Annotated in this window: 14 protein-coding genes and 1 pseudogene; 5 read left to right on the top strand and 10 right to left on the bottom strand. The window is 60.2% G+C overall.

What is annotated here, in order from left to right:
- Positions 1-25: 25 nt before the first annotated feature.
- The gene (locus KGA85_RS13200; protein WP_223455158.1) at positions 26-742 is read right to left on the bottom strand and encodes a response regulator transcription factor; all 717 of its coding nucleotides are present in this window, start codon (positions 740-742) and stop codon (positions 26-28) included.
- Between the two features lie 170 nt (positions 743-912).
- Between KGA85_RS13200 and KGA85_RS13195 the strand changes: the two genes are divergently transcribed.
- Positions 913-2,448, top strand: coding sequence for a sensor histidine kinase (locus KGA85_RS13195; protein ID WP_223531980.1), 1,536 nt, complete (start codon positions 913-915; stop codon positions 2,446-2,448).
- Between the two features lie 215 nt (positions 2,449-2,663).
- Here the strand turns inward: KGA85_RS13195 and KGA85_RS13190 are convergent, their stop codons facing one another.
- From KGA85_RS13190 to glyQ, 4 genes are all read right to left on the bottom strand, one after another.
- Positions 2,664-3,443 carry a lysophospholipid acyltransferase family protein gene (locus tag KGA85_RS13190; RefSeq protein ID WP_223455494.1) on the bottom strand — a complete coding sequence of 260 codons (780 nt, stop codon included), beginning with the start codon at positions 3,441-3,443 and terminating at the stop codon, positions 2,664-2,666.
- An 83-nt stretch (positions 3,444-3,526) separates the two neighbouring features.
- A complete protein-coding gene (gene gmhB / locus KGA85_RS13185; RefSeq protein ID WP_165798734.1) occupies positions 3,527-4,066 on the bottom strand; it encodes a D-glycero-beta-D-manno-heptose 1,7-bisphosphate 7-phosphatase in 540 nt (179 codons plus the stop codon).
- 4 nt (positions 4,067-4,070) lie between these two features.
- Positions 4,071-6,125, bottom strand: a complete 2,055-nt coding sequence (gene glyS, locus KGA85_RS13180) for a glycine--tRNA ligase subunit beta (RefSeq protein WP_223455154.1) — start codon at positions 6,123-6,125, stop codon at positions 4,071-4,073.
- Positions 6,122-7,075 (bottom strand): glycine--tRNA ligase subunit alpha, encoded by a 954-nt coding sequence (gene glyQ, locus KGA85_RS13175; protein WP_003187265.1) that lies wholly within the window; start codon positions 7,073-7,075, stop codon positions 6,122-6,124. The genes glyS and glyQ overlap by 4 nt, the downstream gene beginning before the upstream one ends.
- A gap of 81 nt (positions 7,076-7,156) precedes the next feature.
- Between glyQ and KGA85_RS13170 the strand changes: the two genes are divergently transcribed.
- The 3 genes and pseudogenes from KGA85_RS13170 (at position 7,157) to KGA85_RS13160 (ending at position 8,955) form a co-directional block, all read left to right on the top strand.
- The gene (locus tag KGA85_RS13170; protein WP_007985082.1) at positions 7,157-7,714 is read left to right on the top strand and encodes a DNA-3-methyladenine glycosylase I; all 558 of its coding nucleotides are present in this window, start codon (positions 7,157-7,159) and stop codon (positions 7,712-7,714) included.
- A gap of 40 nt (positions 7,715-7,754) precedes the next feature.
- Complete coding sequence (locus KGA85_RS13165; RefSeq protein ID WP_223543163.1) at positions 7,755-8,642, top strand: lysophospholipid acyltransferase; 888 nt, start codon at positions 7,755-7,757, stop codon at positions 8,640-8,642.
- Positions 8,643-8,714: 72 nt separating this feature from the next.
- A pseudogene (locus KGA85_RS13160) lies at positions 8,715-8,955 on the top strand (PilZ domain-containing protein).
- Here the strand turns inward: KGA85_RS13160 and KGA85_RS13155 are convergent.
- From KGA85_RS13155 to def, 5 genes are all read right to left on the bottom strand, one after another.
- Positions 8,956-9,270: a tetratricopeptide repeat protein gene (locus KGA85_RS13155; RefSeq protein WP_057397334.1), complete on the bottom strand. Its 315-nt coding sequence runs from the start codon at positions 9,268-9,270 to the stop codon at positions 8,956-8,958.
- A 117-nt stretch (positions 9,271-9,387) separates the two neighbouring features.
- Complete coding sequence (gene trkA / locus KGA85_RS13150) at positions 9,388-10,764, bottom strand: Trk system potassium transporter TrkA (protein WP_075946934.1); 1,377 nt, start codon at positions 10,762-10,764, stop codon at positions 9,388-9,390.
- A 22-nt stretch (positions 10,765-10,786) separates the two neighbouring features.
- Positions 10,787-12,097: a 16S rRNA (cytosine(967)-C(5))-methyltransferase RsmB gene (gene rsmB / locus KGA85_RS13145; RefSeq protein ID WP_223455148.1), complete on the bottom strand. Its 1,311-nt coding sequence runs from the start codon at positions 12,095-12,097 to the stop codon at positions 10,787-10,789.
- Positions 12,094-13,053, bottom strand: coding sequence for a methionyl-tRNA formyltransferase (fmt, locus tag KGA85_RS13140; RefSeq protein WP_223455146.1), 960 nt, complete (start codon positions 13,051-13,053; stop codon positions 12,094-12,096). The genes rsmB and fmt overlap by 4 nt, the downstream gene beginning before the upstream one ends.
- A gap of 57 nt (positions 13,054-13,110) precedes the next feature.
- Positions 13,111-13,617, bottom strand: coding sequence for a peptide deformylase (gene def, locus KGA85_RS13135; RefSeq protein ID WP_008045730.1), 507 nt, complete (start codon positions 13,615-13,617; stop codon positions 13,111-13,113).
- 187 nt (positions 13,618-13,804) lie between these two features.
- Here def and KGA85_RS13130 point away from each other — a divergent pair, with 187 nt between their 5' ends.
- Entirely contained in the window at positions 13,805-14,629 is an 825-nt protein-coding gene (locus tag KGA85_RS13130; RefSeq protein WP_223455144.1) for a peptidoglycan-binding protein, read from the top strand.
- The last annotated feature ends 65 nt before the right edge of the window (positions 14,630-14,694 follow it).

The raw sequence follows: 14,694 nt of genomic DNA, 5'->3' as shown, positions 1-14,694 counted from the left end.
CCACCTGAACGTAAATGCTAATGGGCTATTCGGCTACGGGCGCCACACTCTCCAACCGATACCCATACCCGTAAATCGTCAGCAACTGCCAACCGCGATCCGCCGTCAGGCCAAGCTTGTTGCGCAGACGATAGATGTGGGTGTCCAGCGGCCGGGACGACGACATTTCTTCATGGGGCCAGAGTCGTTCGTACAGGTAATCCCGCGACAGCGGTCGACCGAGGTTGCTGAACAGGCAATGCGCCAGGCGGTATTCGCGTTCGGTCATTACGATTGGTTTGCCGTCGCGAGTGACGGTCAGTTCGGCGTCGTCGAAAACCAGATCATTGAAGCTCAACCCTTCGGCCGCCGCGCGCTGCTGGCCATGCCGGCGCAGGACCGCGCCAACACGGGCTTTCAGTTCATTGGGGCGGAACGGTTTGCTGACGTAGTCGTCGGCGCCGGCATTCAGGGCCTGAACGATATCGCTTTCGCCGTCGCGACTGGTGAGCATGATTGCCGCAGGCGGCGCTTCCATGTGCTCGCGGGTCCAGAGCAGCAATGACAAACCCGTGAGGTCAGGCAGTTGCCAGTCGAGGATCAGCAGGTCGAAAGTTTCCCTACGCAGTAGGCGCAACAGGTCTTCGCCCCGTTCGAAGCTGTACAGCGACCACGGCTGCTCTCCGGCTTCGGCCATCTGTTGCAGGGTTTGTTCGACCCGGCGCAGTTCGGCGGGCTCATCGTCCAGTATCGCAACGCGCATACAGGGTGATTCCTTGTCGCTTGGGCAGCTCTTTATCGACGATAGCGGCTCAATCGATACAGCGAAAGCAAGCGGCCCGCCGTTGGTCGCGGCGTCCGCTATGATTCTTTGAGTCGAAACCTCAGGCGTAGGAACCATGAACCCATTCACCCCGCCCTCCCCCGTTGGCCATGTTTGACCAACGCCGCCGTGAAAGCCGAGAGCCAAGCCAAGTGCAGCGATTGTTTCGGCAATTGGTGCGCGAGTGGTTGTGGATAAGTCTCGTGCTGTTGCCGCTGACGACGTTGCTGTCCTATCGCGCGCAAATCAACTTGGGCGATGCATCCCCAGGCTTGAGTGCATGGCTTTCCCTTGGTCTGGTGACGTGCGTGCTTGGGCTGTTGCTGTGGCGCCCGCGCCTGGCGCTCTGGCTGACGCTCACGGGGATGGCTTGTGCGTTGCTGATCAGCGCCGGCCTTGCGGAGTTCAAGCGCTGGTGGTGGTCACCGACGCCTGCGGTGCTGGGGATGCTGTTTGGTTATCTGATCTGGAACTGGCGGCGCCTCAGTGTGGTGCTGACCTATTTCGGTTGGGAATTGGCGCGGCTGGACAGCGAGCCGAAAGTGTTTCCGGAGCGCCGTCGTGCCCAGTATCCCGGTGGCGACCGATTGCAGAAGCAGATCATGGCGCTGGAACAAGCCATGAGCCTGACCCGCGATACCCACCGATTCATTGCCGATGGCCTGGAGTACTTGCCGGTGGCCACGTTGATCAGCGATCCCCAAGGCCAGATTCTGCTCGGCAACCGCAAGGCTCGCGACCTGTTTGGCGGGGATCTGGTCGGCGATGATGTGCTCGGGCGACTTAGACAGCTCGGTTATCCGGATATGAGCCGTGGGCCGGGCTCGTCTTTATCGACACTGCCGCTGCTGGAGTTTTGCGACCTCAAGGAACGCAGCCTGCGTCTGGAGCGTGCCGGGTTGTTGCCGGTAGACGGTGATATTCCGGTCGGCTGGCTATGGAACCTGACTGATTTGAGTGTGGAGCGCGATGCGGAGGAACAGCGTGCGGTCCTGTTGCGGTTCCTGTCTCACGACCTGCGGGCGCCTCACTCGGCCATCCTCGCGTTGCTCGACGTCCATCGTCACCAGGTGGGCGGTGATTCGCAACTCTTTGATCAAATCGAGCTACAGGTACGTCGGGCCCTGGAGCTGACTGACGGTTTCGTTCAACTGGCGAGGGCCGAGTCCGAGGCTTATCAGTTTCAGCCGAGCCTGTTTGCGATGTTGGTGCTGGATGTGTTCGACCAGGCGCTGCCCATCGCGCAGTTGAAACAGATCGAACTGGTTCATCAAGTGGAAGAAGAGGCACAGGAAAGTCTGGTTCTGGCGGATCAGGCGCTGCTGACCCGGGCGTTGTTCAATTTGCTGGAAAATGCCATCAAGTACAGTATTTCAGGTACTCGCATCCGTTTGCGCGTCGGTCAGCGCGACGGCTGGCTGATCTGTGAGCTCATCGATCAGGGCAAAGGCATCTCCGCTGAGGAGTTACCCGAACTGTTCAGCCAATACCGACGCTTTTCTTCCGCCCAGGGTATCGATGGCGTGGGGTTGGGATTATCGATGGTCAAAGCCGTTGTGGATCGGCACGGCGGGCGAATCGAGTGTCAGAGCGAGGTGGGTCAGGGCACGACATTCAGGCTGCAATTTCCACTGTTTACAGAATGAAAGTGAGCGACCCAGGTCGCCCTGTCATGTCGACAGTCTGCGATTGTTCCGGGCATAAAAAACCGGCTATATCAGCCGGTTTTTTTACGTCCGAAAAAAACTTATGCACGTTTTTATGGTTTTTATCTCTCTGAGAAATATGTAAAAAAATCATAAAGTTACGTACAAATAACAACGGTTTTCAATGAAACGGTACACAGGTTATCCACAGAATCTCAGACAGCCACCTGATCGTTTGAAACCGGGGCTTGCGGAGCCGGTGGCAGCGAGCCCATTTCCCGTTGCATCTGCTCGTTCCACGCCTGGACCCGGTCGTTCAATTCGGCAATGGCTCGTGGCCCGTTGCCTTCGGCATACATCGGTGCGCCAATGATCACAGTGATGACGCCCTGCTTCTTCGCCCAACCGGTTTTCGGCCAGAACTTGCCTGCGTTGTGCGCAATCGGCAGCACCGGCAATTCGGCGTTGACCGCCAATGCGCTGCCACCGCGCGAGAATTTTCCGACGGTGCCGAAAGGAACGCGCGTGCCTTCAGGGAAGATCAGCACCCAAACATTGTCCTTGAGCAGTTCATCGCCCTTCTTCGCAACATGCTTGAGTGCGGCTTTCGGGTTGTCGCGATCGATGGCGATCGGTCGCAGCATGGCCATGGCCCAACCGAAGAACGGCACATAGAGCAATTCACGTTTGAGCACCTGGCTCAGCGGTGAAAAGTAAGCAGAGAGAAAGAACGTCTCCCACGTGCTCTGGTGGTTCGACTGAATGACGCAAGGCCGTTCAGGTACGTTCTCGGCACCCTTCACTTCGTAGCGAATGCCCAGAAACACTTTGCTCAGCCACAGGGCGCAGCGGCACCAATACACGTTGATGAAGCGATAACGCGCCTTGAAAGGCAAAAACGGCGCGATAAAAAAACTCAGGCTGCACCACAGCAAGGAGCTGGTGCCCAGCAGCAGGTAAAAGAGGAAGGTTCTGATGGCCTGCAATATCGACATGGTGACGTTTACCGTTGCGGGCATTGCCCGCCTGTATAAAGCGCACTCCTGATGGGTCCTTTATCAGGAATTTCAGAAGCACTCTAATTGTGGATAAGTTCTGCGGCAATCGCCGCCAGATCGTCAAAAATCAATGTGCCAACCGGAAGGGTTTTACCCAAAGTCTTTTCGCCTTTCCCGGTCTTTACCAAAACTGGCTGTGAATCGACGGCTTTGGCGGCTTCCAGGTCACCAAGGCTGTCGCCGACGAACCAGAGATTGGTCAGCGACACGTTGTAATGAGCGGCGATGGTTTTCAACATCCCGGGTTTCGGCTTGCGGCAATCGCAGCCTTCGTCCGGCCCGTGCGGGCAGTAGACGATCAGGCCGACTTCACCGCCCTGCTCCGCCACCAGCGCGCGCAAGCGCTCGTGCATGGCATCCAGGGTGGCGAGGTCGTAATAACCGCGAGCGATGCCCGACTGGTTGGTAGCGACCGCTACCGTCCAGCCGGCCTTGCTCAACTGCGCGATGGCTTCGATCGAACCGGGGAGTGGAATCCACTCCTCCACCGACTTGATGTAAGCGTCGGAGTCGTAATTGATCACGCCGTCCCGATCGAGAATCAGCAGTTTCAACAGCAGTCCCTCAACCCAGCAGCGAAATGTCGGCAACGCCGAGGAACAACCCACGCAGACGCGCCAGCAACGCATAACGGTTGGCGCGGACTTTTGCGTCCTCTGCGTTGACCATCACGGCTTCGAAGAACGCATCCACCGGCTCGCGCAGTGCAGCCAGGCGCGCCAGGGATTCGCTGTACTGACGCGAGGCGGCCATTGGCTGTACAGCCTGGTCAGCCTGCTGGATCGCCGAGTACAGGGAGAACTCGTTGGCATTGTCGAAGTACTTGGCTTCCACGACGGTAGGCACCGAGCCTTCGACCTTGCTCAGCAAGTTCGACACGCGCTTGTTCACCGCGGCCAGGGCGGCAGCTTCCGGCAGTTTGCGGAAGGCCTGTACCGCTTGTACACGCTGGTCGAAGTCCAGGGCCGAACCCGGCTTCAGAGCACGTACCGACAGGTAGGTCGCGACATCGACACCTTCGTCTTCGTAACGGGCACGCAGACGGTCGAAAATGAATTCCAGCACCGATTCATTGAGGCCGGCAGCCTTGACCTTGGTCCCGAAGGCATCCACAGCGAAGGCCACGGCGTCGGTCAGGTCCAGATCCAGTTGTTTCTCGATCAGGATACGCAACACGCCCAGTGCGGCACGGCGCAGGGCGTACGGGTCTTTGCTGCCGGTTGGCAGCATGCCGATACCGAAGATGCCCACGAGGGTGTCGAGCTTGTCGGCGATGGCCACGGCCGCACCGGTCAGTGTGCTCGGCAGTTCAGCGCCAGCACCGCGCGGCATGTACTGCTCGTTCAGCGCCAGTGCGACATCTTCCGGCTCGCCGTCGTTGAGGGCGTAGTAGTAACCGGCGACACCTTGCATCTCCGGGAACTCGCCGACCATCTCGGTCGACAGGTCGCACTTGGACAGCAAGCCCGCACGGGCTGCCCATGCAGCGTTGCCGCCGATGCGCTGAGCGATGAACGCGGCGAGCTTGGAAACGCGCTCTGCCTTGTCGTAGACGCTGCCGAGTTTTTCCTGGAACACCACGTTTTGCAGGCGCAGGTTGAAGTCTTCGAGCTTCTGCTTCTTGTCTTGCTTGAAGAAGAACTCGGCGTCGGTCAGGCGTGGGCGAACCACTTTCTCGTTACCGGCGATGATCTGCTGTGGATCTTTGCTCTCGATGTTGGCCACGGTAATGAAACGTGGCAGCAACTTGCCGTCGGCGTCCAGCAGGCAGAAGTACTTCTGGTTGTCCTGCATGGTGGTGATCAGGGCTTCCTGTGGCACGTCGAGGAAGCGTTCCTCGAACGAGCACACCAGCGGCACCGGCCACTCGACCAGCGCGGTCACTTCATCGAGCAGGGCTGGCGGAACGATTGCCGTGCCTTCCTGACGGGTGGCCAGCTCTTCGGTGCGCTTGCTGATGATCTCGCGACGCTCGTTGGCGTCGGCCAGAACGTAGGCGGCACGCAAGTCGGCCAGGTAGCTGGACGGCGAACCGATGCGCACGTTTTCCGGGTGATGGAAGCGGTGGCCACGGGAATCGCGGCCGGCCTTCTGGGCGAGGATGGTGCAATCGATGACCTGGTCACCGAGCAGCATCACCAGCCATTGGGTCGGACGAACGAATTCTTCCTTGCGCGCGCCCCAACGCATGCGTTTCGGGATCGGCAGGTCGTTCAGGGAATCTTCGACGATGGTCGGCAGCAGGCTCGCGGTCGCCTTGCCGGCGATGCTCTGGCTGTAGCGCAGTTTCGGGCCGCTCTGATCGATTTCGCTCAGGTCGACGCCGCACTTCTTGGCGAAGCCCAGTGCTGCTTGGGTCGGGTTGCCTTCGGCATCGAACGCGGCCTGACGTGGCGGGCCGTCGAGGTTGATGCTGCGATCCGGCTGCTGGGTGGCCAGTGCGGTGATCAGCACGGCCAGGCGGCGCGGGGCGGCATAAACGGTTTTGCTCTCGTAGTTCAGGCCGGCAGCTTGCAGGCCCTTGTCGATACCGGCGAGGAACGCCTCGGCCAGGGTGTTCAGGGCTTTGGGTGGCAGTTCTTCAGTGCCCAGTTCAACCAGAAAATCCAGAGCACTCATTGTGCAGCCTCCAGCTTGGCCAGTACTTCATCACGCAGGTCCGGGGTCGCCATCGGGAAGCCCAGCTTGGCGCGAGCCAGCAGGTAGGCTTGCGCAACGGAACGCGCCAGGGTGCGTACACGCAGGATGTATTGCTGACGCGCAGTTACCGAGATTGCCCGGCGCGCATCCAGCAGGTTGAAGGTATGGGAAGCCTTCAACACCATTTCGTAGCTCGGCAACGGCAGCGGCTGGTCGAGTTCGATCAGGCGCTTGGCTTCGCTTTCGTAGAAATCGAACAGTTCGAACAGCTTGTCGACGTTGGCGTGTTCGAAGTTGTAAGTGGACTGCTCCACTTCGTTCTGGTGGAACACGTCGCCGTAGGTCACTTTGCCGAACGGACCGTCAGCCCAGACCAGGTCGTAGACCGAGTCCACGCCTTGCAGGTACATGGCCAGACGCTCGAGACCGTAGGTGATCTCGCCGGTCACCGGGTAGCACTCGATGCCGCCCGCTTGCTGGAAGTAGGTGAACTGGGTCACTTCCATGCCGTTGAGCCAGACTTCCCAGCCCAGACCCCAGGCGCCGAGGGTCGGCGATTCCCAGTTGTCTTCGACGAAACGGATGTCGTGGACCAGCGGGTCCAGGCCGACGTGCTTGAGGGAGCCCAGGTACAGTTCCTGGAAGTTGTCCGGGTTCGGCTTCAGGACCACCTGGAACTGGTAGTAGTGCTGCAGACGGTTCGGGTTTTCGCCGTAGCGGCCGTCAGTCGGACGGCGGCTTGGCTGCACGTAGGCAGCGTTCCAGGTTTCCGGGCCGATGGCGCGCAGGAACGTTGCGGTGTGGAAAGTGCCGGCGCCTACTTCCATATCGTAGGGCTGAAGTACCACACAACCTTGCTCGGCCCAGTATTGCTGGAGGGCGAGGATCAAGTCTTGGAAGGTACGCACGGCTGGCGTAGGCTGGCTCACGAAATTCACCTGTTTCTTGGGCTGCGATTTAAAGAGCGGGAGTATACCCGATTCATTGCTGCGCACGCCCCCTGGAGCCTTATGCCACGCTGCTTTTGGTGTTCCGAAGATCCGCTGTACATGGCATATCACGATCAGGAGTGGGGCACGCCGCTACGCGATGCGCAGGGTTTGTTCGAGTTGCTTTTGCTCGAAGGGTTCCAGGCCGGGCTTTCCTGGATCACTGTGCTGCGTAAACGCGAGCATTATCGCCAGGTGATGTTCGGTTTTGATGTCCAGCGCGTGGCGCAGATGAGCGATGCCGAAATCGACGAGTTGATGCTTGATCCCGGCATCATCCGCAACCGCCTCAAGCTCAACGCCGCCCGGCGTAATGCCCAGGCGTGGCTGGCGCTGGAGGACCCGGTGGCGTTTCTCTGGTCGTTCGTCGGTGGCACGCCTGTGATCAATCATTTCAAGGATCGCAGCGAAGTCCCGGCCGTGACGCCGACCGCCGTGGAAATGAGCAAAGGCCTGAAAAAAGCCGGTTTCACGTTCGTCGGGCCGACCATTTGCTACGCGCTGATGCAGGCCTCGGGCATGGTCATGGATCACACCCGGGACTGCGACCGCTACGCGCAGTTGGCGAACGGCGGTTAGAATGGCCGCCTCGCGCACAGCACAAAATCAGGAGTGACCTGTGGATAAGTTGAAAGGCGCCTTGCTGGTAGGCGCTCTGCGGCTGTTTGCCCTGCTTCCGTGGCGGGCCGTGCAGGCCGTGGGCTCGGCGATTGGCTGGGTCATGTGGAAAACCCCGAACCGTTCCCGCGACGTGGTACGGATCAATCTGTCCAAGTGCTTTCCGGACATGGACCCCGCCGAGCGTGAGCGCCTGGTGGGTCAGAGCCTGAAGGACATCGGCAAGTCCCTGACCGAAAGCGCCTGCGCCTGGATCTGGCCGGCCCAGCGCTCCATCGACCTGGTGCGCGAAGTCGAAGGCCTCGACATATTGAAGGACGCCCTCGCCTCCGGCAAAGGCGTGGTCGGCATCACCAGCCACCTAGGCAACTGGGAGGTGCTGAACCACTTCTATTGCAGCCAGTGCAAACCGATCATTTTCTATCGTCCGCCGAAGTTGAAGGCTGTGGATGAATTGCTGCAAAAGCAGCGGGTGCAGTTGGGTAACAAGGTCGCCGCTTCCACAAAAGAAGGCATCCTCAGCGTCATCAAGGAAGTGCGCAAAGGTGGTGCAGTGGGCATTCCTGCTGACCCGGAACCGGCCGAATCCGCCGGGATTTTCGTGCCGTTCTTCGCCACTCAGGCGCTGACCAGCAAGTTCGTACCGAACATGCTGGCCGGCGGCAAAGCGGTCGGCGTGTTCCTGCACGCCCTGCGCCTGCCGGACGGTTCAGGCTACAAAGTGATCCTTGAGGCCGCGCCAGAGGCCATGTACAGCACTGACACGGCGGAGTCCTGTGCGGCCATGAGCCAGGTGGTCGAGCGCTATGTGCGGGCGTACCCGAGCCAGTACATGTGGAGCATGAAGCGCTTCAAGAAGCGTCCACCGGGTGAAGAGCGTTGGTATTGATTCAATTGGCATGATCTGTGGATAACCTTGGCATCGGGGTTATCCACAACCGTTCATTCAAGGGCGCAGAAGATGTCCGAACACCGCAAGTCGTTCCGAATCAAGATCAGTCACGAAAGCATCGGTGATTGCCTGGGGCAGACGCGCAACCTGTCGACCACCGGCGTTTACGTCAAGCATCCGCAACTGTCGACGCTGCCCCGGGGGGGCGGTTGTTTACGGTCAGGTGCAGGACTTACCCACAGGCGCGCCGCGGGTACGCATGGAGGTGGTGCTGGTGGATGCCGAGGGCATCGGTTTGCGTTATCTCTGATCAGTGCGCCTGACGCTCGAGCTTCTTCAGGAACACTGTCATTTCCTTCTCGGCCTGCTTGTCGCCATGGCCGCGAGCGGCTTCCAGGCCTTGCTCCCAGGCCTGCCGCGCGGCCGCAAAGTCCGCCAGCGCCAGATGGGCCTTGCCCAGTAGTTTCCACGCCGCCGAATACTTCGGATCGAATTCGACGCAGCGTTGGAAATGCTCCGCAGCCTTGGCGTTCTCCCCCAGATCCAGATAGCCCTTGCCCAGTCCGAAGCGTAGCAAAGCGTTATCCACACCCTTGGCGAGCATTTTTTCCAGGGATTCGATCATGGCGATATTTCCGAATGGGTGTCGTTTGCAAAATCGTCTTCGCCGGCAAGCCGGCTCCTACAGGTTATGCGCGATTCTCTGTAGGAGCTGGCTTGCCAGCGAAGGCGGTCTAAAGGATCAGAAGAAGCTCAACCCCACATGGAACAACTTCTCCACATCGCGAATATGCTTTTTATCCACAAGGAACAAAATTACATGGTCGCCCGTTTCGATCACGGTGTCGTCGTGGGCGATGATCACTTCTTCGTCACGGATAATCGCACCGATGGTAGTGCCCGGCGGCAGGCCGATGTTCTCGATGGCCTTGCCGATGACCTTGCTCGATTTCGCATCGCCATGGGCAATCGCCTCGATGGCTTCTGCCGCACCCCGGCGCAGTGAGTGCACGCTGACGATGTCGCCACGGCGTACGTGGGCCAGCAAGGTGCCGATGGTCGCCAGTTGCGGGCTGATGGCGATGTCGATGTCGCCGCCCTGGATCAGATCGACATAAGCCGGGTTGTTGATGATGGTCATCACCTTCTTCGCACCCAGGCGCTTGGCCAGCAGCGAAGACATGATATTGGCTTCGTCGTCGTTGGTCAGGGCCAGGAAAAGGTCGGCGTCGGCAATGTTCTCTTCCATCAGCAGGTCGCGGTCCGAAGCACTGCCCTGCAACACCACCGTGCTGTCCAGTGTGTCGGAGAGATGACGGCAGCGTGCCGGGTTCATCTCGATGATTTTCACCTGATAACGGCTTTCGATGGCCTCGGCCAGACGCTCGCCAATCTGCCCGCCACCGGCGATGACAATGCGTTTGTAGGTTTCGTCGAGACGGCGCATTTCGCTCATCACCGCACGAATGTTCGCCTTGGCAGCGATGAAAAATACTTCGTCGTCGGCCTCGATCACCGTGTCGCCCTGGGGCAGGATCGGCCGGTCACGACGGAAAATCGCCGCGACGCGGGTTTCCACGTTCGGCATGTGTTCACGCAACTGCCGCAGTTGCTGGCCCACCAGTGGCCCGCCGTAGTACGCCCGCACTGCCACCAGTTGCGCCTTGCCTTCGGCGAAGTCGATTACCTGCAAGGCGCCGGGGTGCTGGATCAGGCGCTTGATGTAGTTGGTCACCACTTGTTCCGGGCTGATCAGCACGTCCACTGGAATCGCTTCGTTCTGGAACAATTGCTCCTCACGGGTCAGGTACGCGGCTTCGCGAACCCGGGCGATCTTGGTCGGGGTGTGGAACAGGGTGTGGGCGACTTGGCAAGCGACCATGTTGGTTTCATCGCTGTTGGTCACGGCGACCAGCATGTCCGCGTCATCCGCTCCGGCCTGACGCAACACGGTCGGGAACGAGCCGCGACCTTGTACCGTGCGGATGTCCAGGCGGTCGCCGAGATCGCGCAGGCGTTCGCCATCGGTGTCGACCACGGTGATGTCGTTGGCTTCGCTGGCCAGGTGTTCCGCCAGCGAGCCGCCCACCTGCCCTGCTCCGAGGATGATGATTTTCATCCAGTCACTCCATTGAATCCATTTAACCGCGAGCGGCGGCGATCTTGATCAGCTTGGCGTAGTAGAACCCGTCGTGGCCGCCTTCCTGGGCCAGCAACTGGCGACCATGGGGCTGCTTGATGCCGGCCGCCGTGGCGAGGTCCAGTTCACGAGCACCCGGCGTACGGGCGAGGAAGGCTGCGATGACTTCGGTGTTTTCGGTCGGCAGCGTGGAACAGGTGGCGTACAGCAGGATGCCGCCCACTTCCAGGGTTTTCCACATGGCATCGAGCAACTCGCCCTGCAGCAGCGCCAGCGCGGCGATGTCGTCGGGTTGGCGGGTCAGCTTGATGTCCGGGTGACGACGAATCACACCGGTGGCCGAACATGGTGCGTCCAGCAGGATGCGCTGGAACGGCTTGCCGTCCCACCACGCCTGAGTGTCGCGACCGTCGGCAGCAATCAGTTCGGCGCTCAGTTTCAGGCGTTCGAGGTTTTCCCGCACCCGCACCAGCCGCTTGGCTTCCAGGTCTACTGCCACGACGCCAGCCAGTTTTGGCTCGGCCTCGAGAATATGGCAGGTCTTGCCACCTGGCGCGCAGCAGGCATCCAGCACCCGTTGACCTGGGGCCAGGTCGAGCAGATCAGCGGCCAGTTGCGCGGCTTCGTCCTGCACACTGATCCAGCCCTCGGCGAAACCCGGCAGGCTGCGTACATCGGCGGCGGCGTCGAGTACGATACCGTCGCGGCTGTAGACACACGGCGTGGCGGCAATTCCCGCGTCAGTCAGCAAACCGAGGTAGGCATCACGGCTGTGATGGCGACGGTTGACCCGCAGGATCATCGGCGGATGCGCATTGTTCGCCGCGCAAATGGCTTCCCATTGCTCTGGCCAGAACGCCTTCAGGGATTTTTGCAACCAGCGTGGGTGAGCGGTGCGTACCACCGGATCACGTTCCAGCTCGGCGAAAATCGTTTCGCTTTCGCGCTGAGCATTACGCAGCACAGCGTTGAGCAATGCCTTGGCCCAGGGTTTTTTCAGCTTGTCGGCGCAACCGACGGTTTCACCGATGGCGGCGTGGGCCGGGACACGGGTATAGAGCAGCTGATAGAGACCGACCAGCAACAGCGCCTCGACATCGGCGTCGGCCGCCTTGAATGGTTTTTGCAGCAGCTTGGCCGCCAGTGCCGACAGGCGTGGCTGCCAGCGCGCGGTGCCGAACGCCAGGTCCTGGGTAAAGCCGCGATCACGGTCCTCGACCTTGTCCAGTTGGATCGGCAGTGAGCTGTTGAGCGAGGCTTTTCCGTTCAGGACGGCAGCGAGTGCCTTGGCGGCGGCCAGACGCGGGTTCATTGAGCGTCCGCCGCTTGACCGAGGACAGTGCCGGTGGCGAATTTCTCACGGCGGCTGTTGAACAGGTCGCTGAAGTTCAGCGCCTTGCCGCCGGGCAATTGCAGACGAGTCAGGCACAGGGCCTGCTCGCCGCACGCGACGATCAGACCGTCCTTGCTGGCGCCGAGGATTTCACCCGGGGCGCCTTTGCCTTCAGCGAGGTTTGCGGCCAGCACTTTCAGGGCTTCGCCGTTCAAGGTGCTGTGGGTGATCGGCCACGGGTTGAAGGCACGGACCAGACGCTCCAGCTCAACCGCCGGGCGACTCCAGTCTATGCGTGCTTCGTCCTTGTTCAATTTGTGCGCATAGGTAGCGAGGCTGTCGTCCTGCACTTCGCCCTCCAGGGTTCCGTCGGCGAGGCCGGCAATCGCCTGGACCACGGCCGGCGGGCCCATTTCGGCCAGGCGATCGTGCAGGCTGCCGCCGGTGTCTTCGGCGCTGATCGGCGTGGTGACCTTGAGCAGCATCGGCCCGGTATCGAGGCCGGCTTCCATGCGCATCACGGTCACGCCGCTTTCGGCGTCCCCCGCTTCCACGGCGCGCTGGATCGGCGCCGCACCACGCCAGCGTGGCAACAGTGAGGCGTGACTGTTGATGCAACCCAGGCGCGGAATACCCAGCACCACTTGCGGCAGGATCAGACCGTAGGCGACCACTACCATCAAGTCCGGCTTCAGTGCAGCCAGTTCAGCCTGAGCATCTTCGTTGCGCAAGGTGGGCGGTTGCAGCACCGGGATATTGTTCTCTAGAGCAAGCTGCTTGACCGGGCTCGGCATCAGTTTTTGCCCGCGACCGGCCGGACGATCCGGTTGTGTGTAGACCGCGACGATCTCGTAAGGGCTGTCGAGCAACGCCTTGAGGTGTTCGGCGGCGAATTCGGGGGTGCCGGCAAAGACGATGCGCAGTGGCTCAGTCATGGGTGACGTCTCTTGAAAAGAAAAAGGCTTGCCGCAGCAAGCCTTTGAAGATGGGCATCAGGCGTTCTGGCGATGAAGCTTTTCCAGTTTCTTCTTGATGCGGTCGCGTTTGAGCGTGGACAGGTAATCAACGAACAATTTGCCGTTGAGGTGGTCGCATTCGTGCTGGATGCACACGGCGAGCAAATCTTCGGCGATCAGTTCGTAAGGCTGGCCGTCGCGGTCCAGCGCCTTGACCTTGACCCGTTGCGGGCGATCGACGTTTTCGTAGAAACCCGGCACAGACAGGCAGCCTTCTTGATACTGGCCCATCTCGTCGGTCAGCGGTTCGAACTCGGGGTTGATGAACACTCGCGGTTCGCTGCGGTCTTCGGAGAGGTCCATCACGACGATACGTTTGTGCACGTTGACCTGGGTAGCGGCGAGGCCGATGCCAGGCGCTTCATACATTGTTTCAAACATGTCGTCGACCAACTGACGCACTTCGTCGTCCACTACGGCCACTGGTTTGGCGATAGTGCGCAGACGCGGATCAGGGAATTCGAGGATGTTTAAAATGGCCATAAGCTTGATTAGTGCACGTGTGAAGTAAGGTCGGGTCGATGGCCTGGCGGGTCCGAAGAAATGCAGGCTACCGTTGTAAAACGTAGCTCCCTTCTGTTGACAAGCAAGTTTTGACAAGCAAGCCGGGAGCGAGCCACTGAGGGCTCTGGCGTTTCACGCGAACGTACATAATAAAGGGATTCACCGCATGAGGAAATCACTACTCGCCCTGCTGCTCCTGGCTTCGGCCGGTCTGGCGTACGGGCAAGTGCAACTTCGGGAAGATATTCCCACCATAAAGCTGTCGCCTCAGGTGCGCAGCAGCCCAGTGACCGAGGCTATCCCTGGCATTGCGCTGAAATCGATCAACAGCTTTCTGCTGAGCAACCGCATCGTCGACAAGGCCGAGGAATTCGACAAGGCGCCCTATATCGTCGCCGGCGATGCCGAACGCGTACTCAGCGGCGCGGGTGACCGTATCTTTGCCCGTGGCCATTTCGATCCGTCGCAACCGGCGTACGGCATCTTCCGCCAAGGCAAGGTCTACACCGATCCGCAGAGCAAGGAAATCCTGGGGATCAACGCCGACGACATCGGCGGCGGCGAGGTCGTGGCGATCGAAGGTGATATTGCCACCCTGGAGTTGCAACGCACGACCCAGGAGGTCCGCCTCGGCGATCGCTTGTTCAGCGGTGAAGAGCACGCGATCAACTCGACCTTCACGCCGAGCGCACCGAGCCACGAAATCAGCGGTTTGATCATCGATGTGCCGCGTGGGGTCACGCAGATCGGCGAGTTGGACGTGGTTACGCTGAACAAGGGGCAGCGCGACGGCCTGGCCGAAGGCAATCTGCTGGCGGTGATGAAAACCGGCGAAACCGTGCGGGACCGGATCACCGGCCAGCCGTTGAAAATTCCCGATGAGCGCGCCGGTCTGCTCATGGTTTTCCGTACCTACGACAAGCTCAGCTATGGGCTGGTGCTCAGCGCTTCGCGCTCGCTGTCGGTGATGGACAAGGTGCGAAATCCGTAAGAGTGCTTCACAAGTTACCAACAGAGTTATCCACAGCTTATTCCCGTTTGTACGGGTGCTTATTA

The organism is Pseudomonas sp. GL-B-12, from assembly GCF_019955895.1.
Classification (GTDB): domain Bacteria; phylum Pseudomonadota; class Gammaproteobacteria; order Pseudomonadales; family Pseudomonadaceae; genus Aquipseudomonas.
Note: the sequence above shows the minus strand (reverse complement) of the source record. Positions and strands in the feature narration are given on the sequence as shown.

What these genes read in the sequence shown, in the direction of transcription:
- KGA85_RS13200 (WP_223455158.1), bottom strand. Translation starts at nt 742, where the DNA reads ATGCGCGTTGCGATACTGGACGATGAGCCCGCCGAACTGCGCCGGGTC.
- KGA85_RS13195 (WP_223531980.1), top strand. Translation starts at nt 913, where the DNA reads ATGTTTGACCAACGCCGCCGTGAAAGCCGAGAGCCAAGCCAAGTGCAG.
- KGA85_RS13190 (WP_223455494.1), bottom strand. Translation starts at nt 3,443, where the DNA reads ATGTCGATATTGCAGGCCATCAGAACCTTCCTCTTTTACCTGCTGCTG.
- glyS (WP_223455154.1), bottom strand. Translation starts at nt 6,125, where the DNA reads ATGAGTGCTCTGGATTTTCTGGTTGAACTGGGCACTGAAGAACTGCCA.
- KGA85_RS13170 (WP_007985082.1), top strand. Translation starts at nt 7,157, where the DNA reads ATGCCACGCTGCTTTTGGTGTTCCGAAGATCCGCTGTACATGGCATAT.
- KGA85_RS13155 (WP_057397334.1), bottom strand. Translation starts at nt 9,270, where the DNA reads ATGATCGAATCCCTGGAAAAAATGCTCGCCAAGGGTGTGGATAACGCT.
- trkA (WP_075946934.1), bottom strand. Translation starts at nt 10,764, where the DNA reads ATGAAAATCATCATCCTCGGAGCAGGGCAGGTGGGCGGCTCGCTGGCG.
- rsmB (WP_223455148.1), bottom strand. Translation starts at nt 12,097, where the DNA reads ATGAACCCGCGTCTGGCCGCCGCCAAGGCACTCGCTGCCGTCCTGAAC.
- fmt (WP_223455146.1), bottom strand. Translation starts at nt 13,053, where the DNA reads ATGACTGAGCCACTGCGCATCGTCTTTGCCGGCACCCCCGAATTCGCC.
- def (WP_008045730.1), bottom strand. Translation starts at nt 13,617, where the DNA reads ATGGCCATTTTAAACATCCTCGAATTCCCTGATCCGCGTCTGCGCACT.
- KGA85_RS13130 (WP_223455144.1), top strand. Translation starts at nt 13,805, where the DNA reads ATGAGGAAATCACTACTCGCCCTGCTGCTCCTGGCTTCGGCCGGTCTG.